This is a genomic window from Pseudomonas sp. Ga0074129, assembly GCA_001465025.1.
Lineage (GTDB): Bacteria > Pseudomonadota > Gammaproteobacteria > Pseudomonadales > Pseudomonadaceae > Aquipseudomonas.
Genome location: LNDO01000083.1, coordinates 21,009 through 41,921 on the forward strand (window position 1 = coordinate 21,009; position 20,913 = coordinate 41,921).

A 20,913-nucleotide genomic window follows, 5' to 3' on the forward strand; every position below is an offset into this window, starting at 1 on the left:
ATGCGCGTATTACTGATGGTGTTCTGCCTGACACTGCTGACAGCCTGCTCCAGAGGCCCAGCCAGCGACACCCTGCAGCACGATGTGCAGCAACGGTTGCAGCAAGCCTTTCCCGATTCGGTGTTACGCCTGACGGAGTTAAAACGCCGCGGCAGCGCCAACGACGCCAAGGCGCCACCCGGCGAGAAACGCCTGGTGGTCTACTTTGATGCCACGCTCACAGTTACGCAGGCGCAGAACTTTGGGGCATGGGATTCACCGGGCGTGGCCAGCCTCATCAGCTTAATGGGCGCAGGCCCACGCGGGCTGACAGGGATCGAAGGCGGCGGTAATCACGCCGGTGATACGTTAACCATTCATGGCAGCTTGATTTACCGTAAACAAGACGGTCAGTGGTTTGCCGAGGTGCCACAAGGCTTTACCGCAGCCCGTGAGACACTTGCACATGAAGGCGGCAGTACCACGCGGGAAACCTTGGTCAATGCATTCAGTACCGCGCTCAATCTCAGCCCAGGCGACACCGGGCCTCAGCAACGCAAAGCCATTAGCGACGAGTTGGAGCGCTCGCTGAATAATATTCAAGGCCGACTTTCACGCCTGAAAAACGGCTACCCCTTAGCAGGCGGCCCGTCTGCCGGGCAATACGCCCGGTTTGCCAACGCCTTCAGCCTGCATCTAAAGCACGAAGGCATCAACATGCCCGTATTGAACACTGAAGGAGGCCTGGATAACCTGCGCCTGCTGCGTGAGGGCGATGCGCTGCTGGCGTTGTCACAAAGCGATGCGGCATATGCGGCCGCGCACGGTAAAGGCGCGTTTGAAACCCAAGGGCCAGATCTTAATCTGCAGGCGATTGCCAGCCTTTATCCCGAGCCGGTGCATGTCGTCGTGAGCGCCAACAGCAGCCTGCAACAGCTGAGCGATTTGCGAGGGAAACGGGTCAATATCGGTCAACCAAGATCCGCCTCGCGCCTCACTGCACTGGCCATTTTGGAAGCCCACAACCTGCAACCCAGCGATCTGCAAGCAGTCACTGAGTTGGATCTGCAACAGGCATTGAAAGCGCTGCGCGACGGCCAACTGGATGCCCTGATTCAAGTGATCGGCGCGCCGGCTGACAACATCCGCGCGGCCAGCGAAGCGTTTGAATTACGCCTTATCCCGCTAAATGCGGACGCAGTAAAACGTTTAGAGGCGCAGCGCCCCGGCAGCTTTGCTTTCAGTGTTGCAGCCGAAACCTACCCAGGCCAGGTTCAACCCGTACCAACACTGGCAGTCGCCAGCATGTTACTGACGGGCGAGCAATTGACCGCTGCTGAAATAGAACGGCTGGTTCAACTGTTGTTTGCCCGCGATAACCAATGGCTGGAAAACGGCAGCATTCAAGGCAGCCAACTGTCTGCGCAAAGCGCCCTGCGTGATCTTGGTGTGCCGTTGCACAGCGACGCTGAAAAAGCCCTACAGGCCATTCAGTCAATGAATCCAGCGTTACCCGAGGGCTAGCAGGCCGCTGCCATCATTGGTTAGCCCCATAAATGTTACGCGCTCGGCCAACAAGCCCATTGTCGACGACTACGCTTATTGAAATGCCCACGCGAAGTAAGCGGGCGTTAGCAGAACCCCATTCGTTTGTTAAATGATCTAGAGGCGGTACGCCATGCGTTCCGAATTTCAAGGGCCATTGCGCCTTGCAGGCACGTATATCCTCTTCAGCGTGCTGTGGATTCTGGGCAGTGACACACTGCTCAATGCGCTCACGGAAGACAGCGCCTTAATCGCTAACTTGCAACTGGCCAAGGGGCTGCTCTTTGTCGCACTCAGCGGTGCGTTGATCTTTATGCTCGGCTACCGCCAATACGCTCTTCTGCATCGACAGCAGCACTTGCTGATGCAGAACATCCAGCAACTCAAACAGTCCCAACGCAATGCTGGCATAGGCAGCTGGCAGTATCGGCAAGGCTTTAATTGGAGCATTGAGGCCATGAGCTTGCTGGATCGTGAAAGCGATCCTCCGCACAGCAGCCTTGAGCAATTTCTCAGTTGGCTGCATCCGGCTGACCGTGCCGGTGCACAACGCGCTGTGCAGGCGTTGCTGGATGGCCAGGCACCACTCAATTTCAGCGCGCGGTTGGCGCAGGCGCAAACGCAGCCGTGCACCTGGCTGATGCTGCGCGGCGAAGCTGATGGTCGCGGCAACATCTTTGGTACGTTGCAAAATATCAGTGCGCAAAAGCGTGATGAAAGCGCCCTGCGTGAAAGTGAAAAACGCTTCCGCCAACTCTTTGAGCAAACACCGCGTATTGCCGTACAAGGCTATGACCGCGAGCGCCGGGTAATTTACTGGAACCAGGCCAGCACGCAGCTTTATGGCTATGAAGTCCATGAAGCCATGGGGCGACGCCTGGAAGAGCTGATCGTGCCGCCAAACGCCCGCAGCAAGGTGGTCAATGCCATTAACCTGTGGCAACTCGGCGGCCCACCCATTGCAGCCGCTGAAGTGCAATTGCAGTGCAAAGACAGCCGGCAGATCTGGGTTTATTCAAGCCATCTGATGCTGCGTAACAGCCTTGATCAGGTCGAGTTGTACTGCATTGACATCGACCTGACACAGCAGAAAAAAATCGATCACGACCTGCAATTAAGCGAAAGCCGCTACCGCACCCTGGTTGAACATTTGGCTGATGGAATTTTTCTCACCCACACCGACGACAACCTGAGCTTTCTTAACCCCGCCTGGGAGCAAATCAGTGGCTACTCGGTGCAAGAGAGCCTTGGTCATCCGCTGCAGCGGTTTATGCCGGAACTTGGCCAGATCCCGCTCAAGCTGCAACTGGAAGAATTACGCAGTGGCAAACTGGATAATCTGCGCGTTGAATGCCAGCTCCTGACCCGCAGCGGCGAAGTCAGGCAAGTCGAATTGCAAATAAGCCCTTGTGCGGTGCTGCCAGGGCTGCACGGCAGTCTGCGCGATGTGCATGAACGTCATCAGGCATACCATCTGCAACAGGCCCGTAACGCGGTGCTTGACGAGTTGCTAGGCCTACACCCCTTGTCCAGCGTCCTCACCGGCATTACCCGCCGACTGGAAAGCCTGCAACCGCAAATGCGCGTCTCAATCATGCTGCTTGATGAACAGAAACGGCTCCACGTGGGCGCAGCGCCAAGCCTACCCGATAGCTACAACCAAGCCCTTGAAGGCATTCAAGCAGACCTGGGCGTTGGCTCATGCGGACACGCGGCTTGCAGCGGTGAATTGGTGATTGCCGAAGACATTAGCCGGCACCCCTACTGGCAAGATTTCAAGATCCTCGCCATGAGCGCCGGCCTGCATGCCTGCTGGTCACTGCCGTTCAAGGACGACAGCGGCAAAGTGCTCGGCACGTTCGGGATCTATTACCCACACCCCACGCGCCCCAGCAATGCCGATATTGCTTTAGTGACCGAATTCACCCGACTGGCCGGTTTGGCGGTGCAGTTCCGCAGCCCGACGAATACTCAACAGATCAAAGGCGCGCCAGCCGTCCGGTAACTTGTTGCAGGTCAATGAATGTTCACATTGGGCAGCTAGACTGGCCACTCTTGCAAAGGAGATGGTCCCATGAACGTCATGATCCAACCGTTAAAAACAGCCGCAGGCCAGGGCTGGCAAGTACGCCTGGGTAAACAGAGCGTGACCTTCCGCAGTGAAAGCGAAGCGCAGACTTTTATCAGCACCCTGCAGGCACGTCTGAATGCGCCTCACACGCTACCGAGCATTCAACAACGCGCCGCCAGCTAAAGTACCGCAACGCATTAAGCGCGTTGAACCCGGCGGGTAAACAAAGAAAAGCTCACAGCCAGTACGCCGCAGCTGAAAATCACAGCCGCAACTGGCCAGGCGCTGCCGTCATGCAGTACACCCACCATAGCCGCTGCGCTGGCGGCAATTACAAACTGCACACTGCCTAGCAGCGCGGACGCGCTGCCGGCATGGTTGCCTTGCCCCGACATAGCGCACGCCGACGCGTTGGGCAGCAAAATACCCAAGCTGGCAATACACCCAAACAGCGGAATCAGTAATGGCCACAGGGCCAGCGGTTTGCTCAACGCCACCAGCAACAAGCCCAAGCCACACGCCAAGTAAAACCATACTGTTTTACCCAGCCAATACGCCGGTCCATGCCTGGCAACCAACCAGGCATTGAGCTGCGCGACCAGAATAAAACCCAGCGCATTACTACCGAACAGCCAGCCGTAATGCTCAGCAGGAATGCCGTAAAGCTCGATAAAAATAAACGGTGAGCCGGCGATGTAGGCAAACATGCCGGCAATCGCGAAACCACCAGTCAAGGCGTACCCCATAAATGGCAGATCCGCAAAAAGGCGCTTGTACTCACCCAACGCCCCCCGCAGCGGTGCCGGCGGGGCATCGTCAGCCAGGGTTTCCGGCAACCATTTGGCCACTGCCAGCAAGCAGGCAAAACTAAACAGCGTCAGGCAGATAAAAATCGATGGCCAGCCCAGGCTGCTGAGCAGCAGTCCTCCGGCCAGCGGCGCAAGAATCGGCGCCAGGCCCATTACCAGCATCAGCTGGGAAAACACCTTGGCCGAGCTGATCGGGTCACACATGTCACGCACCACGGCACGCGACACGACCATCCCCGCACAACCGCCCAAAGCCTGCACAAAACGAGCAGCAATCAGCCACTCAAGACTCGGTGCCAGGGCGCAGGCCAGTGATGCCAGGCTGAATAAGGCCACCCCAACCAGCAATGGTTTGCGTCGGCCAAAGCGGTCCGCCATCGGGCCATAGATCAATTGCCCAATGGCCAGTCCGACAAAGTAAGACGCTAGCGAGAGCTGCACATGCTCAACATCGGTGGCAAACGCACGCGCCAAGGCGGGGAAACTGGGCAGGTAAAAATCGATGGCCAACGGGCCAAAGGCGCTCAGCGCGCCCAAAATCAGCAAAAGACGTAACGGCATGAGTATCCAGAAATGTAAAAACAGATGGGCCGTTGTAGCTCGGATAAACCGCGGGCTACAACGGACTGACAAACCGCTCCCGGATTGCATCCGGGCTACGGCTTGCCCCTAACAGAAGGCCGCAGGTCAAACCGGCGTATCGACCTTTTTACGGCGTTTGCCCAGTTTCTCGGCGAATGACTCCACCAGCAGGTAGAACATCGGGATGAGGAAGATCGCCAGCACGGTCGCCGCGATCATGCCGCCAATCACCCCTGTACCAATCGAGTGACGGCTCGCCGAGCCGGCGCCCGTACTGATCGCCAGAGGCACCACACCGAGGATAAAGGCCAGCGACGTCATGATGATCGGGCGGAAACGCAGGCGTGACGCCTCCAGTGCCGACTCGAAGATGCTCATGCCCTGCTGCCTGCAGAGCACGGCGAACTCGACAATCAGAATGGCGTTTTTCGCCGCCAGACCAATCAGCGTGACCAAACCCACTTGGAAGTACAGGTCGTTCTCGATGCCGCGCAGCCACACCGCGAGAATCGCCCCGAATACTGCAAATGGCACCGCCGTGACCACCGCCAAAGGCAGCGTCCAGCGCTCGTACTGCGCGGCCAGAATCAGGAAGACCATGATCAGACCAAAGATAAAGGCGCTGCTGCCGGAACCTTGGGTGGCAATTTCCTGATAGGCCGAGCCGGTCCAGCCAATGCTGTATTCCGCGCCCAGCACCTCATTGGCCACTTCCTGAATGGCAGTGAGCGCCTGCCCGGAACTGTAACCAGGAGCCGGCCCGCCGAGGATTTTCGCCGCTGGGTAGACGTTGAAGCGCGCGTAGGTATCCGGGCCCAGAATGCGCTGCACCTTGACCAAACTGGCCAGCGAGACCAACTCGCCACTGGCGGCACGCACGTAAACTTGCGACAGGTCTTCGGGCTTACTGCGGAACTCTGCCTCAGCCTGCAAGCTGACCTGGAAGGTGCGGCCGTACAAGCTGAAATCGTTGACGTAGTAACTGCCAAAGGTAGCCTGCATGGCGGTGAACACATCGTTCACTGGCACACCCAAGGCGCGGGCCTTGGTACGGTCAAGGTCAATGAAGTACTGCGGCACATTGGCGCTGAATGTACTTTGCACGCCGGCCAGTTCCGGGCGTTTGGCAGCCGCCGCCAAAAAGGCCTGCACCTTGGTCGCCAACTCGGCCGTGGTGCCACCACTGCGGTCCTGAATGTAACCTTCAAAGCCACCGGTGGTGCTCATGCCGGTAATCGGCGGCGGATTGAAGCTCAGTACCACGCCGTCCTTCTGCGCCGCGCCCATGCCCATGAACTCCCGCGTCAGGTTGCGCGCATCCAGTTCAGGCGTGGTCCGCTCGCTCCAGTCGTTGAGCGGCACAAAGGACACCCCGGCATTGCTGCGCGTACCCGAGGAGAGGATGTCGAAGCCGGCGAACGTCACCACATCCTTCACCGCCGGGTGTGCCATCAGCTGTTGCGTGACATCGCTGGTCAGGGTTTCAGTACGCGTCAGCGAGGCGGCAGGCGGCAGGAAGTAGGCGTTGATCACATAGCCTTGGTCTTCACTGGGCACCAGCGAGCTGGGCACGCGGTTGAACAGCATCACCATCAGCACAATCATCACGCCAAACAGCAGCAGCCCAACAGCCGAACGCTTAAGGAAGAAACGCACGCCAGCGGTATAGCCATTGGTCAGCCTATCGAACACGCGGTTGAAGGCCCGAAACGGCGCGGCAGGTTCGTGGTGGCCGGGCTTGAGCAGCAAGGCACAAAGGGCCGGGCTTAGCGTCAGAGCGACAATGCCGGAGATGACCACCGATACAGCAATGGTGATGGCGAACTGTTTATACATCTCCCCGGCCAAGCCGCCGAGGAAGCCCACCGGCACAAACACCGCGCAGAGTACCAATACGATCGCAACGATCGGCCCGGTTACCTCCTCCATGGCTTTGATGGTGGCTTCACGTGGGCCGACCTTATCGGTGGCCATCACCCGCTCGACGTTCTCAATCACCACAATGGCATCGTCCACCACAATACCGATGGCCAGCACCATGCCGAACAAGGTCAGCAGGTTGATGGAGAACCCGAGCATGTACATACCGGCAAAGGTGCCGACCAAGGACACAGGAATGGCCAGCACCGGAATCAGCGTGGCACGCCAGTTCTGCAGGAAGATAAAGACCACCAACACCACCAGCACCAAGGCCTCGAAGAAGGTATGGATCACCTCTTCAATCGAGACTTGCACAAACTTGGTGGTGTCGTAGGGCACCTTGTAGGTCATGCCGCTGGGGAAGGTCTTGGACAGACGCTCCAGGGTGGTACTGACCGCCTCGGCGGTGTCCAGGGCGTTGGCACCCGGCTGCAAATACACGCCAAACGCGGCGTTTTGCTGGCCGTTGAGCGAGGTCATCAGCGAATAATCCTGAGCCCCCAATTCAATGCGTGCGACGTCTTTGAGCAGCAGGCTGGCGCCAGTTTCGTCGGTTCGCAGGATGACATTTTCAAACTCTTTCGGGTCGGTAAACCGCCCTTGCGTGGTCACCGTATAAGTAAAGTCCTGCTCCTGCTTGAGTGGCTGCTGACCAAAGCTGCCCGCAGCAAACTGCGAGTTCTGCTCACGGATCGAGTTGACCACATCCGTTGGCGTGAGGTTGAACTGCGCCAGCTTATCGGGCCGCAGCCAGATGCGCATGGAGTAGTCCTTGGAGCCGAACTGGCTGACGTCGCCCACACCCGGCAGGCGCTTGAGTTCGTCGATCACGTTGATCAACGCGTAGTTGCTGATATACACCGGGTCACGCGAGCCATCCGGCGAATACAACGTCACGACTTGAAGAATGTCGGACGACTTCTTCTGCACCTTGACGCCCTGACGGCGCACTTCTTCAGGCAACTTGGCCAGTGCGGCCTGCACCCGGTTGTTGACGTCGATGGTGGCTTGATCGGGGTCGCGGCCCACTTCGAAGTACACCGACAAACTCATGACGTTACCGCCCGAGTTGGACTGCTGGTAAATCATGCCCTCCACGCCGTTGATTGACTGCTCCAGCGGCGCCGCGACGGTTTCAGCGATCACCTGAGCACTGGCACCGGCATAGCTGGCCGTGACCGAGACCTGCGGCGGCAGGATCTGTGGATACTGGGCGATGGGTAGCGTACGCATGGCCATTAATCCGGCCAGTACGATGACAATCGAGATGACCGCTGCAAACACCGGACGGTCGATAAAGAAGCGTGAGATCACGGCAGACGCTCCTTAAGCGGGATTGGCGGCGGGGGCGGCAATACGCACAGGGGTATCGGGTCGCACCTTAGGCAGGCCTTCGACGATAACCCGATCACCAGCACTGATGCCCGAGACAATTACCCAGCGGCCCTTGGCGGTGTGCCCGGTTGTTACCTGGCGCATACGTGCAATCCCAGCGTCATCAACGATATAGACAAAGGTGCCACCGGGACCTTGAGCAACCGCACGCTCAGGCAGGGTCATGGCATTGGGAATGCTCAGACCCAAGACACGCACACGAACAAACTGACCAGGCAGCAAGGTTTGTTCGGGGTTGGGTACAACTGCGCGGGAGCTGACGGCCCCTGTGGTGCGATCAACCAGGCTGTCGGTGAAGTCGACCTTGCCCTCAAGCGGGTAAACCGAGCCGTCGCCCAAGGTGATCTGCACACTCATCTTGCCGTCTTCGGGCAACACTAGGCTGCCGTTCTGCAGGCCGCTGCGCACGCTTTCCACATCCGAATCCGGGGCGGCAAAGTTGACGTAGATGGGGTCGAGTTGAGTGATGTTGCTCAGCAGGCTGGCATTCGGATCACCGGCCACCATCAGGCTGCCTTCAGAGACGGTTTCTTTGCTGGTGATACCGGAAATCGGCGCTTTAACCGTGGTGTAATCCAAGTCAATCTGCTTGGACATCACCTCGGCCTCGGCGGCCTGGATATTGGCTTTGCTTTGCTCAAAGTTGGAAATGGCGTTGTCCAGTTCACTCTCACTGGCGAAGCCCTTTTTCTGCAATTCACGGATGCGCTTGAGGTCACGCTCAGTTTGACGGTAGCGCGCCTGCTCTTGCGCCAGCGCGGCCTTGGCCCGCGTCAGTGCGGCTTGGTAGATGCGCGGGTCAATGCGGAACATCACCTGCCCCTGCTTGACCTGGCTACCCTCGCGGTAAGTGCGCTCCTGCAAAATGCCACTGACCTGTGCACGCACCTGAACTTCGCGGAATCCTGCAGTGCGCGCGGAGTACTCCAGTTCGAGCGGCAGGGATTGCACCTGAACGGTTTCGACCACCACTTCAGGGGCGGGGGGTGCATCGGCAGCCTGCAGCGCAGGTATGACAGCCACCAACGCAAGTAGGGCTGCAGCGGATAGGGGGCGGGCAAGGAACATGGATGTCTCCAGATAAACGCAAGGCACGACGTTTGAGACGGACAATGCTAGTTACATACACAACTGTTTGTAAATAGAACATTGCGCTTAACTTAATTACACTCAGCGCTTGAGACTAGCCAGTAATACGCCTGCCGCCATGCGCCGAACCAAAGAAGAAGCCGAGAAAACCCGCATTGCCATCTTGCAGGCCGCTGAAACGTTGTTTCTGGAGAAGGGCGTCGCCAACAGCAGCCTCGAACATATCGCCCGACATGCTGGCGTTACGCGCGGCGCGGTGTATTGGCACTTTGCTAACAAGGCCGATCTGTTCAACGCCATGCTTAACCAGGTGCGCCTTCCGCCTGAGCAACTGGCTGAACGCATGCGCGGCTGCCCTGAACATGACCCGCTACTGACGTTGCGTACTGTGTGCATCGACGCCATCAGTAACCTGGCACGCGATGATCAAAAACGCCGTATTTTTACGATTTTGCTGCGCCGCTGCGAGTTTACCGAGGAGTTGCGCGAGGCCGAGAAACGCCACGAAGCCTTCATCAACCTTTTTATCGAACTCTGCGAGCAGCAATTCAGCAGCCCGGCAATCCAACCGCGCCTGCACAATGGCATGAGCCCGCGCCTGGCAGCTCGAGCGGTGCACGGCTTAATTGTCGGCCTGTTTCATGACTGGCTGCGCGACAACAACCTGTTCGACCCGCTTTGCGATACTGCGCCTTTGGTTGATGCCTGCTTTCGTGGACTGATCCGCGATTGGCCAACCCCAAACTGACGGGTTAGGACAAGCCAACGCAATAACCCGCCTCTGCAATCGCCACAATCAACTCATCGCTGGGCAAATTGCTGACAACCCGCACCTCACCGCCCTGCAGCTTGACCTTCACCTCAGCACTTGCATCACGCGCCTGAACAGCCTCAGTGACGGCTTTAATACAGTGATCACAAGTCATGCCTTCGACCCGAAATGTATGAATGCTTGCTGCTGACATCGCGAAATACCTCTGGATGAAATTAAGACCCACAGTTTGTCCCGTGCTATTGGGGTAGGGTCAAGATAAAAAAAGGCCACCCTGAGGTGGCCTTCAAAAGCAAAAAAGGAGAATGTTGCGTTACACCGCCGCAACCGGGCGCATGTAAGAGATTGGCGCGGTGTTGGGGTCGTCAAACGTCACGACTTCCCATGCATCGGTTTGCTCAATCAAGGTGCGCAGCAGGCGGTTGTTAAGCGCGTGCCCTGATTTGAAACCCTTGAACTCGCCAATCAGGCTGTTGCCCAGCAGGTACAGATCGCCGATGGCATCGAGAATCTTGTGCTTAACAAACTCGTCCTCATAACGCAGGCCGTCTTCGTTCAGCACGCTGAATTCGTCTACCACAATGGCGTTATCTACGCTGCCGCCGAGTGCCAGGTTTTGTGAACGCAGGAACTCGATATCACGCATAAAACCAAAGGTACGGGCGCGACTGACTTCTTTCACAAAGGAGGTGCTAGAGAAATCAACGCTGGCCGATTGGGTGCGATTGCGGAAAACCGGGTGATCGAAATCGATCTCGAAACTGACCTTGAAACCATCAAAAGGCACGAAAGTGGCGCGCTTGTCGCCCTCTTCCACCGTAACCTCACGAAGAATCCGGATAAATTTCTTATGGGCTTCCTGCTCTTGCAGACCCGCTGATTGAATCAGGAATACAAAGGGACCCGCACTGCCATCCATAATCGGGACTTCGGACGCGGAGAGCTCGACATAGGCGTTATCGATGCCCAGGCCAGCCATGGCCGAAAGCAGGTGCTCTACCGTATCCACCTTGACATCACCATTGACCAGCGTGGTCGACATGGTGGTTTCACCGACATTGCCTGCACGCGCGGGAATTTCCACGACAGGGTCAAGGTCGGTACGACGGAACACGATACCGGTGTCCACAGGTGCCGGCTTCAGGGTCAGGTATACCTTCTCCCCGGAATGCAGGCCAACGCCAGTGGCGCGGATAATGTTCTTCAGGGTGCGTTGTCTGATCATGGCTTGGGCCGCTATAGCACTAGTTGCGAATAGTTTTCAACAATGGCCGGCGATGATAGCAGAACCGGCCTTTGCTGAACACCAATCACCCAGATACTCCTGATACATTTCATCAATCAGCCTGACGACGAAGGAAAGCCGGGATATCGAGATAATCCAGGTCATCCTGCGGGTTCAGTTTGGCTGCCGTTGCTGCACCGCCGTGACTTTGACGTTGCACGGTCGGACGCTCGTAGTCTTTGTAATTAACGCTTTGCTCGCCACGTGCTGGCATTGCCTGACTGCTGGAGCTGGCGGCCACTTGCACAGTATTGTCGATCACTTTGACCGGTTTCTCGATGCGCGCACCCAGGCCTGTAGCGACCACGGTTACGTGCAGTTCGTCGCGCATGTCCGGATCGATCACGGTGCCAACCTTGACGGTGGCGTGCTCGGAGGCGAACTGCTCGATGATGTTACCGACGTCGGAGTACTCACCCAGGGACAGGTCAGGACCGGCTGTGATATTCACCAGGATGCCGCGCGCGCCTTGCAGGTTGACGTCTTCCAGCAGCGGGTTGCGGATCGCCGCTTCGGTGGCTTCACGTGCACGGTTAGGACCGCTGGCGCAGCCAGTACCCATCATCGCCATGCCCATTTCGCTCATCACAGTTTTCACGTCAGCGAAGTCGACGTTGATCATGCCCGGACGTTTGATGATATCGGAGATACCGCGCACAGCACCGGCCAGTACATCGTCCGCCTTGGCGAACGCCGACAGCAGGCTGGCGTCTTTGCCGAGGATGGTCAGCAGTTTTTCGTTCGGGATGGTGATCAGCGAGTCGACGCTTTCCGACAATGCGCGAATACCTTCTTCGGCGATCAGCATGCGCTTCTTGCCTTCGAACGGGAACGGACGGGTCACCACCGCAACGGTGAGAATGCCCATTTCTTTGGCCACTTGGGCAATTACAGGGGCTGCACCGGTACCGGTACCGCCGCCCATGCCAGTGGTGATAAAGACCATGTCAGTGCCGGCCAGCACTTCAGCGATACGCTCGCGATCTTCCATGGCCGCCTGACGGCCAACTTCTGGATTGGCACCGGCGCCAAGCCCTTTGGTCACTGCAGTGCCCAGTTGCAGCACAGTGCGTGCACCAATGTTTTTCAGCGCTTGTGCGTCCGTGTTGGCGCAAATGAATTCCACGCCTTCAATGTTGTTTTTCGCCATGTGATTAACGGCATTACCGCCGCCGCCACCCACGCCGATGACCTTGATAACTGCACTAGCTGGAGCGCTGTCTACGAGTTCGAACATTTCCCTCTCCTTTTTACTTTCTAGTTATAACGCCTACTGCAAAATCAAAAATTGCCCTGGATCCAGCGTTTAAGCCGTTCCAAGACAGGTTGTTTGGGTTCGTCGCTAAAATTGCCCAGCGCAGACATGGATAAGCCGTCGGCCTGCTTTTGCAGTCCATACAGCAACAGGCCTACGCCGGTGGAATAGATGGGGTTACGCACAACGTCGGCCAATCCTTTGACACCTTGCGGCACGCCCAAGCGCACCGGCATATGGAAAATCTCTTCGGCCAACTCGACGGCGCCTTCCATTTTCGCGGTGCCACCGGTCAACACGATGCCGGCGGGAATCAGATCTTCGTAGCCGCTGCGGCGCAGTTCAGCCTGAATCAGGGTGAACAGCTCGTCGTAACGCGGCTCAACCACTTCAGCCAGGGACTGACGCGACAGGTCGCGCGGCGGACGATCACCGACGCTCGGCACCTTGATGGTCTCGCCTGCACCGGCCAGTTTGGCTAATGCGCAAGCATATCGAATCTTGATCTCTTCGGCATACTGCGTTGGCGTGCGCAGGGCCATAGCGATGTCATTTGTGACTTGATCGCCAGCAATCGGGATCACCGCGGTGTGGCGGATTGCGCCTTCGGTGAAAATACAGATATCGGTGGTGCCGCCACCGATGTCAACCAGGCACACGCCCAGCTCTTTCTCATCGTCAGTGAGCACGGCATAGGCCGATGCCAGTTGCTCCAGGATGATGTCATCCACCTCCAGACCGCAGCGGCGCACGCACTTCTCGATGTTCTGCGCGGCGTTCACAGCGCAGGTAACGACGTGCACTTTGGCTTCTAGGCGCACGCCTGACATGCCCAGTGGCTCACGCACGCCTTCCTGGTTATCGATCACGTAATCCTGCGGCAGGGTGTGCAGCACGCGCTGATCGGCCGGAATGGCGACAGCCTGGGCAGCGTCGAGTACGCGCTCCAGATCGGCCGGGCTGACTTCACGATCACGAATGGCGACGATGCCGTGGCTGTTAAGGCTGCGGATATGGTTGCCCGCCACGCCGACAAACGCGGAGTGGATACGGCAGCCGGCCATCAGCTGGGCCTCTTCCACTGCGCGCTGAATCGACTGCACGGTGGATTCAATATTCACCACCACGCCCTTTTTCAAGCCGCGCGATGGATGAGTGCCGATACCAACGATCTCCAACTGACCGTCAGCATTCACTTCGCCAACCAGCGCCACCACCTTGGAGGTGCCGATATCGAGACCGACGATCATCTTGCCGCTCTGCACGTTTGCCATGGCTTTCATCTTCTCCTGATTCACTGCACGACAGCGGCTTCAGCCGCTGCGGGCGCTACCGGCTCTCGCCATGCCACGGCCAGGCCGTTGGCATAACGCAGATCGATCCGCGCAATATTCGTTTGTTGCTCTTTCAAGGCCTTGTCGTATATGGCCGAGAAGCGGCGCATTTTTTCCACCAGATGGTCACGGCCCAGCAGCACTTCGATGCCTTGCCCGGTCGACAAGAACCAACTGCCACGTTCACGCAACTCCAAACGCGCCACGGAAAAGCCCATAGGCCGCAGCATCTGGCTGAGCACTTGGTATTGCTGCATCACTTGCTGCTGGGCCCGCTTAGGACCATAAAGCTGCGGCAAGTGCTGGTAATTACTCACTTCCTGCGGGGCAAACGCTTCGCCCTGATTATTCAACAATGCTTCGTCGCCCCAGCGAGCAATCGGCAACTGCTCTTCCAGGCGCACCACCAACTGATCGGGCCATACGCGGCGCACTTGGGCGCTGGCGATCCAAGGCATCATTTCCAGCTCACGGTGCAGGCTAAGCAGGTCAACCTTGAAGAAACTGGCCGTGGCATAGGGCGCAATACGCTGCTGCACGGCTTGCTGGTTGACGACGCTGAGATCGCCCTCGACGCTGATGCGCGCAATCGGCTGATCGGCATACGGCAGTGCGCGCAGCGAAAGTTCATACGCGCCGTAACCCAGTGCGAGCAGCAGCACTGGCCAGCTGATGCGTTTAAGCCATACCTTGGCACCGTCAACACGGGCCTTGGGCAGGCTCATGCGCAGGCTGATCGGTTCCTTGGCGACCATCCGGCTGGCGCCACGCGGCACAGGCTTGCCGCGCACGGGAGCGCGGTTCGAGCCTGGCGGGTGACGCAGCGCAGCGGTCATGGTTTAACCCCTCGCCTCAAGACTGTCGGCCAGAATCGCCAACACCAACTGTTGAAAATCAAGACCCGCCGCGCGGGCTGCCATCGGCACCAAACTATGGTCGGTCATGCCCGGCACGGTGTTGACTTCCAGCAGCCAGAATTGGCCCTCGGCATCCTGCATCACGTCCGCACGTGCCCAGCCCTGGGTGCCTACGGCTTCGCAAGCGCGGGCAGTGAGGTCCATGAGTTCGGCTTCTTTCTCAGCCGACAGGCCGCACGGGATACGGTACTGGGTGTCATTGGCCAGGTACTTGGCGTCGTAGTCGTAGAAGCTGTGCGAGGTGCCCAACGCAATCGGCGGCAGCACCTGGCCACGCAACATGGCGATGGTGAATTCAGGACCTGCGATCATCTGCTCGACCAGCACCTGCGAGTCGTAGCGGCTGGCATCCTTCCAGGCAGCAATCAGCGCGTCGACATCACCGACCTTGGCCATGCCGATGCTGGAACCTTCATGCGCCGGTTTGACGAACAACGGGAAGCCCAACTCGGCAGCGGCCGCGTGACAATCTGCCTCGTTGGCCAGCGCGGCGTGTTTGGGCGTAGGCAGACCGAGGCTTAACCACACACGCTTGGTGCGCAGCTTGTCCATGGCCAGCGCCGACGCAAGAATGCCGCTGCCGGTGTAAGGAATCCCGGCGCACTCCAGCAAGCCCTGCATCGAGCCGTCTTCACCACCGCGACCGTGCAGCACGATAAAGGCGCGGTCGACTTTCTCGGCACTCAGGCGTTGCAGCAGGTCATCACCCACATCAATGCCAAACGCGTCCACGCCAGCATCGAGCAACGCGCCCAGCACGGCATTACCCGACTTCAGGGAAACCTCACGCTCAGCACTCTTGCCGCCGAACAGCACAGCCACGCGACCGAAGGCGTTGACCGGGAATTGTGATTGCAGGCTGACAGCACTCATTTCGCCACCTCTGATAACTCGCCGCCAGTTGAGGCGAACAAAGGGCTTTGCAGCAATTGCGGAGCCAGGCCACCGATATCACCGGCACCTTGGCAAAGAAGAATGTCACCGGCGCGCAGCAAGGGTTTGACGATCGGCGCAAGGTCTACACCGCGCTCGATGTAGATAGGGTCGAGCTTGCCGCGCTGGCGGATGCTGTGGCACAGGTTGCGGCTTTGCGCACCAGGAATCGGGGCTTCGCCAGCGGGATAAACTTCCATCAGCAACAACACCTGCGCATCACCGAGCACCTGAACGAAATCGTCGTACAGGTCGCGGGTACGGCTGAAACGGTGCGGCTGATAGACCATCACCAAGCGACGCTCCGGCCAACCACCGCGCACGGCTTTGATGACTGCTGCTACTTCACGCGGGTGGTGACCATAGTCGTCAACCAACATCACGCTACCGCCCTCTACCGGCAAGTTGCCATAGACCTGGAAGCGCCGGCCAACACCCTGGAATTGCGACAACCCTTGCACGATGGCTTCATCGCTGATGCCTTCGTCGCTGGCGATGGCGATAGTGGCCAGGGCGTTCAGCACGTTGTGGTTGCCCGGCATGTTCACCGACACATCCAACGGCTCGCGGCCATTGCGCAGCACGGTGAAGAAAGTTTGCATGCCTTGTTGACGGATATTGATGGCGCGCACGTCTGCGTCTTCATCAAAGCCGTAGGTCACGGTTGGACGCGCCACCTGCGGCAGAATTTCACGCACGATTGGATCGTCCACACACAGCACGGCGAGACCATAGAACGGCAAGTTGTGGAGGAACTCGATGAAGGTTTTCTTCAACTTATTGAAGTCACCGCCATAGGTGCTCATGTGGTCCATGTCGATGTTGGTGACCACCGAGACCATCGGCTGCAGGTGCAGGAAGCTGGCGTCACTCTCATCGGCTTCAGCGATCAGGTAACGGCTGCTGCCCAACTGAGCGTTGGTGCCCGCCGCATTCAAGCGACCACCGATCACAAACGTCGGGTCCAGACCGCCGGCGGCAAACACCGAGGCCAACAGGCTGGTGGTAGTGGTTTTGCCATGGGTGCCGGCCACGGCAATACCGTGGCGGTAGCGCATCAGCTCGGCGAGCATTTCGGCACGCGGCACCACAGGAATTCGACGCTCAAGTGCCGTGGCCACTTCCGGGTTGCTGGTGTTGATTGCACTGGACACCACCAGCACATCAGCTTGCTCGGCGTTTTCAGCGCGGTGGCCGATGAAAATCTGCGCACCAAAGGTTTCCAGGCGCTCGGTCACAGCCGAAGCTTTCAGATCGGAACCGGACACTTCATAACCGAGGTTGAGCAGCACTTCGGCTATACCGCACATGCCGGCGCCGCCGATGCCCACAAAGTGGATGCGACGAATGCGGCGCATACGGCGAATTTCTGAACGTGCAGCGGCGGGAGACTTAGCCACGGGCCACCTCCAGGCAGATATCGACAACGGTGCGGGTTGCATCAGGCTTGGCCAGACGACGAGCCGTCTGCGCCATACGGGTAAGTTGTTCGGGGTGCATCAAAACCTCAGTCAACTGCGCGGCCAGTGCGGCGGCGTCAGTGGTACGTTGCGGCAACAGCACGGCAGCGCCGGCACTGGCCAGGTAATGGGCATTACGCGTTTGGTGATCGTCGATCGCGTGTGGTAGCGGTACGAGGAACGCCGGCAGCCCTGCGGCGGCCAACTCGCTGACAGTCAGCGCGCCGGCGCGGCAAATCACCAGATCCGCCCAGGCATAGGCGCGCGCCATGTCTTTGATGAACGGCGCGACCTGCGCTTCGACGCCTACCGCGCGATAGCGTTCAGCGGTAATCGCATCATGTTGCTTGCCAGCCTGATGAAACACTTCAGGACGCAGTTCATTGGCCAGCAGCGCCAGTGCTTCTGGCAGTAATTTGTTCAACGGCTCAGCCCCCAGGCTGCCACCGAGTACCAGCAAACGCGGCTGGCGATTGCGCAGCGCATCGCGCGGGGTTTCCAGGAACAGCTCTTCACGCACCGGGTTACCGGTGGTGCGGCGCTTGGCGCTGTTGCTGAAGGTATCCGGGAAGGCTTCGCAGACACGGCTGGCAAACGGCACCAGGCTGCGGTTAGCAGTCCCGGCGACGGCATTCTGCTCGTGGATGATCAGCGGCGCGCCACTCAGTCGCGCGGCCAGCCCGCCTGGGCCTGTGACATAACCGCCCATGCCCAAGACGCACACTGGTTGCAGTTCGCGCATCACTTTGCGCGCCTGGAACAGCGCCTTAATCAACTGAAACGGCGCTTTGAGCAGCGACAATTTGTCCTTGCCGCGCAGGCCCGTGACGTCGATCAAGTGCAGCGGCAGCTCAGCGGCTGGCACCAGTTCGTTCTCAATGCCACGCGGCGTGCCCAGCCAATGCACGCTGTAACCACGCGCCTTGAACTCGCGGGCACAAGCCAGTGCCGGGAATACGTGGCCACCAGTACCGCCTGCCATGATCAAGACATTACCGCGCATGACGCACCTCCTCACTGGCCGGGCCATCGAAGAAGTCGGCTTCACTGAATTCGTAGTCTTCAAACCCTAAGTGGGTGCGGCGCTCCCATTCGATGCGCAGCAACAGCGCCAGGCTGATGCAGCACACCACCAGCGAGCTACCACCGTAACTGAGGAACGGCAGGGTCAGGCCTTTGGTTGGCAGCAGGCCGATATTCACGCCGATGTTGATCAGAATCTGGCCGATCCACAAAAACGCCAGCCCGTAGGCCATGTAGGCCGAAAAGAACTGCTTGGCTTTCTCGGCCCATAGACCGATGTACAAAGCGCGCACACTGACAAACACGAACAGGCCGACCGTGACCAACGCACCGATCATGCCCAGTTCTTCCGCCAGTACGGCAAAGACGAAGTCGGTGTGCGCTTCCGGCAGGTAGAACTGCTTCTGGATACTGTTACCCAGGCCAACGCCAAACCACTCACCACGGCCAAAGGCGATCAGCGCCTGGCTCAACTGATAACCCGCACCGTATTGATCCGCCCAAGGGTCAACGAAGTTGGTCAAACGCTCCAGGCGATAGGCCTGACTGGTCATCACCAGCACGCCAAGCCCCAGCACGCAGGCGGCCAACGGGATAAAGCGCAGCAAGTTAACGCCGCCGAGAAACAGCATGGCGATGGCCGCGCCGACCAGCACCACCGTCGCGCCGAAGTCTGGCTCGGCCAGTAGCAACGCTGCAATCGGGCCCAGCACCAGCATCGGCTTGATAAAGCCGGTGAGTTTTTCCCGCACTTCAGTCTGCCGACGAACCAGGTACGCACCGATAAACATCACGCTAAACAGCTTGGCCAACTCGGACGGTTGCAGGTTGAAAATGCCGAAACCGATCCAGCGCCGTGCGCCGTTTACTTCACGGCCAATCCCCGGCACCAGCACCAGCACCAGCAGCACCACAGCCACCACCAGCAGCACGCCGCTGTAACGCTGCCACAGCGCCATGGGCACCAGCAGGGTAGCCAGCGCAGCACCCAAGCCGATGGCCAGATAAATCAGATGCCGAATCATGTGATACAGCGGGTTGCCTGTTTGCGCCGCCGCTACTTCCGAAGATGCCGAGGCAATCATCACCAACCCCAGCCCCAGCAACGCCAGACAACCGGCGAGCAGGGGGAAGTCCAGGTCAATGCCACGACGGCTGAACAGTGGGGAAGGTGCGGCGAGCAGGCGGGCTAGCATCAGCGCAAACCCTCCACGGCCTGGGCAAACAGACGCCCACGCTCTTCAAAGTTTTTGAACATATCCAGGCTCGCGCAGGCGGGCGAGAGCAGCACAGCGTCGCCTGCCTCGGCCAACTCGGCAGCGCGCGCTACGGCTTCTTCCAGAGTTTTCACGCGAATCAGCGGCGCAGCATCGCCCAGTGCGTCAGCCAACAATTCGGCATCGCGGCCCAGCAGCACAACTGCGCGGCAAAAGCGCCCGACCGGTGCCTTCAACGCAGAGAAGTCAGCACCCTTGCCATCGCCACCGGCGATCAACACCAACTTGCCCGCAATATCCGCCCCCAGCCCCTCAATGGCGGCCAACGCAGCACCGACGTTGGTGGCCTTGGAGTCATCGTAATAGCTCACGGCCTGGCGCTCGCCGACCCACTGGCAACGGTGAGCCAAACCAGCAAACTGGCGCAGGGTGGCCAACATGGCCTCCATCGGCAGCCCCACCGCATGGCCCAGCGCCAAGGCGGCCAGCGCATTGGACTGATTGTGCGCGCCACGAATCTTCAACTCGCGCACGGGCAGCAAGGTGTCGAACTGGAAGGCCAGGTGTTTCTCACCGTTTTCTTCCAGCAAACCAAAGCGTTTGAAATCAGGCTTGCCCAGACCGAAGTACCAGCAAGGCAGCTGATCCGCGACCAGAGGACGAGACAAGGCGTCATCACGGTTGACCACCACCTGACGCGCGCCACGGAAGATACGGTGCTTGGCCAGGTGATAGGCCGGCAGATCGGCGTAGCGATCCATGTGGTCTTCGCTGAGATTCAAGCAGGTCGCCACCTCGGCATTCAGCTGATCGGTGGTCTCCAACTGAAAACTCGACAACTCCATGACGTACAACTCGACGTCATCGCTGAGCAAATCCAGCGCCGGAGTGCCCAGATTGCCGCCCACAGCGACTTTCTTCCCAGCCGCGACGGCCATCTCACCAACTAGGGTGGTCACGGTGCTTTTTGCATTGGAGCCGGTGATGGCCACAATCGGTGCTTTGGCATAACGCGCAAACAAGTCGATATCACCAGACAGCTTCACACCCCGTGCGGCAGCGGCTTGCAAAGCGGGTGTGGCGATGGCCAGGCCTGGGCTAACCAGCAACTCACTGGCGCGGCACAGGTACTCGACATCCAGTTCGCCGCAACGCACTTCCACCTGCGGGAACTGCTCACGCAAGGTGGCGAGTTCCGGCGGGTTGGCACGGGTGTCGACCACGGCAAACGGCAAGCCCTGGCGTGCGAGGAAACGCACCAGGGACATGCCGCTCTTGCCGAGGCCGACAACGATGCGGAATTGGTCAGAAGCAATCAGGCTCATGC

General features: G+C 58.9%; 17 protein-coding genes. 4 read left to right on the forward strand and 13 right to left on the reverse strand.

Features of this window, described 5'->3' with window-relative positions:
• The 3 genes from AUK77_RS11580 to AUK77_RS11590 all read left to right on the forward strand — a co-directional run bounded on the left by AUK77_RS11580 (window position 1) and on the right by AUK77_RS11590 (window position 3,778).
• The gene (locus AUK77_RS11580) at window positions 1–1,503 is read left to right on the forward strand and encodes a TAXI family TRAP transporter solute-binding subunit (RefSeq protein WP_296129791.1); all 1,503 of its coding nucleotides are present in this window, start codon (window positions 1–3) and stop codon (window positions 1,501–1,503) included.
• Window positions 1,504–1,657: 154 nt separating this feature from the next.
• A complete protein-coding gene (locus AUK77_RS11585) occupies window positions 1,658–3,529 on the forward strand; it encodes a PAS domain S-box protein (protein ID WP_296129793.1) in 1,872 nt (623 codons plus the stop codon).
• Window positions 3,530–3,598: 69 nt separating this feature from the next.
• Window positions 3,599–3,778: a hypothetical protein gene (locus tag AUK77_RS11590; protein WP_296129796.1), complete on the forward strand. Its 180-nt coding sequence runs from the start codon at window positions 3,599–3,601 to the stop codon at window positions 3,776–3,778.
• 14 nt (window positions 3,779–3,792) lie between these two features.
• Here AUK77_RS11590 and AUK77_RS11595 read toward each other — a convergent pair whose 3' ends face one another.
• The 3 genes from AUK77_RS11595 to AUK77_RS11605 all read right to left on the reverse strand — a co-directional run bounded on the left by AUK77_RS11595 (window position 3,793) and on the right by AUK77_RS11605 (window position 9,369).
• A complete protein-coding gene (locus AUK77_RS11595) occupies window positions 3,793–4,965 on the reverse strand; it encodes a multidrug effflux MFS transporter (protein ID WP_296129797.1) in 1,173 nt (390 codons plus the stop codon).
• A gap of 126 nt (window positions 4,966–5,091) precedes the next feature.
• Window positions 5,092–8,220, reverse strand: a complete 3,129-nt coding sequence (locus tag AUK77_RS11600; RefSeq protein WP_296129799.1) for an efflux RND transporter permease subunit — start codon at window positions 8,218–8,220, stop codon at window positions 5,092–5,094.
• Between the two features lie 12 nt (window positions 8,221–8,232).
• Entirely contained in the window at window positions 8,233–9,369 is a 1,137-nt protein-coding gene (locus AUK77_RS11605; protein WP_296129801.1) for an efflux RND transporter periplasmic adaptor subunit, read from the reverse strand.
• 139 nt (window positions 9,370–9,508) lie between these two features.
• Here AUK77_RS11605 and AUK77_RS11610 point away from each other — a divergent pair, with 139 nt between their 5' ends.
• Window positions 9,509–10,138: a TetR family transcriptional regulator gene (locus AUK77_RS11610; protein ID WP_296129803.1), complete on the forward strand. Its 630-nt coding sequence runs from the start codon at window positions 9,509–9,511 to the stop codon at window positions 10,136–10,138.
• Between the two features lie 4 nt (window positions 10,139–10,142).
• Here AUK77_RS11610 and AUK77_RS11615 read toward each other — a convergent pair whose 3' ends face one another.
• The 10 genes from AUK77_RS11615 to murD all read right to left on the reverse strand — a co-directional run bounded on the left by AUK77_RS11615 (window position 10,143) and on the right by murD (window position 20,911).
• A complete protein-coding gene (locus AUK77_RS11615; protein WP_296129984.1) occupies window positions 10,143–10,340 on the reverse strand; it encodes a heavy-metal-associated domain-containing protein in 198 nt (65 codons plus the stop codon).
• Window positions 10,341–10,475: 135 nt separating this feature from the next.
• Window positions 10,476–11,387: a UDP-3-O-acyl-N-acetylglucosamine deacetylase gene (gene lpxC / locus AUK77_RS11620; protein ID WP_296129805.1), complete on the reverse strand. Its 912-nt coding sequence runs from the start codon at window positions 11,385–11,387 to the stop codon at window positions 10,476–10,478.
• Window positions 11,388–11,499: 112 nt separating this feature from the next.
• Window positions 11,500–12,684, reverse strand: a complete 1,185-nt coding sequence (ftsZ, locus tag AUK77_RS11625; RefSeq protein ID WP_296129808.1) for a cell division protein FtsZ — start codon at window positions 12,682–12,684, stop codon at window positions 11,500–11,502.
• 44 nt (window positions 12,685–12,728) lie between these two features.
• Complete coding sequence (gene ftsA, locus AUK77_RS11630) at window positions 12,729–13,976, reverse strand: cell division protein FtsA (protein ID WP_296129810.1); 1,248 nt, start codon at window positions 13,974–13,976, stop codon at window positions 12,729–12,731.
• A gap of 20 nt (window positions 13,977–13,996) precedes the next feature.
• Entirely contained in the window at window positions 13,997–14,872 is an 876-nt protein-coding gene (locus AUK77_RS11635; protein ID WP_296129813.1) for a cell division protein FtsQ/DivIB, read from the reverse strand.
• Between the two features lie 3 nt (window positions 14,873–14,875).
• Window positions 14,876–15,826 (reverse strand): D-alanine--D-alanine ligase, encoded by a 951-nt coding sequence (locus tag AUK77_RS11640; RefSeq protein ID WP_296129816.1) that lies wholly within the window; start codon window positions 15,824–15,826, stop codon window positions 14,876–14,878.
• Window positions 15,823–17,244 (reverse strand): UDP-N-acetylmuramate--L-alanine ligase, encoded by a 1,422-nt coding sequence (gene murC / locus AUK77_RS11645; protein WP_296129987.1) that lies wholly within the window; start codon window positions 17,242–17,244, stop codon window positions 15,823–15,825. The genes AUK77_RS11640 and murC overlap by 4 nt, the downstream gene beginning before the upstream one ends.
• A 34-nt stretch (window positions 17,245–17,278) precedes the next feature.
• The gene (gene murG, locus AUK77_RS11650) at window positions 17,279–18,349 is read right to left on the reverse strand and encodes an undecaprenyldiphospho-muramoylpentapeptide beta-N-acetylglucosaminyltransferase (protein WP_296129819.1); all 1,071 of its coding nucleotides are present in this window, start codon (window positions 18,347–18,349) and stop codon (window positions 17,279–17,281) included.
• Window positions 18,339–19,565 carry a putative lipid II flippase FtsW gene (gene ftsW / locus AUK77_RS11655; RefSeq protein WP_296129823.1) on the reverse strand — a complete coding sequence of 409 codons (1,227 nt, stop codon included), beginning with the start codon at window positions 19,563–19,565 and terminating at the stop codon, window positions 18,339–18,341. Before ftsW ends, murG begins: the two co-directional genes overlap by 11 nt.
• The gene (gene murD / locus AUK77_RS11660; RefSeq protein ID WP_296129825.1) at window positions 19,565–20,911 is read right to left on the reverse strand and encodes a UDP-N-acetylmuramoyl-L-alanine--D-glutamate ligase; all 1,347 of its coding nucleotides are present in this window, start codon (window positions 20,909–20,911) and stop codon (window positions 19,565–19,567) included. Before murD ends, ftsW begins: the two co-directional genes overlap by 1 nt.
• Between the last annotated feature and the right edge of the window lie 2 nt (window positions 20,912–20,913).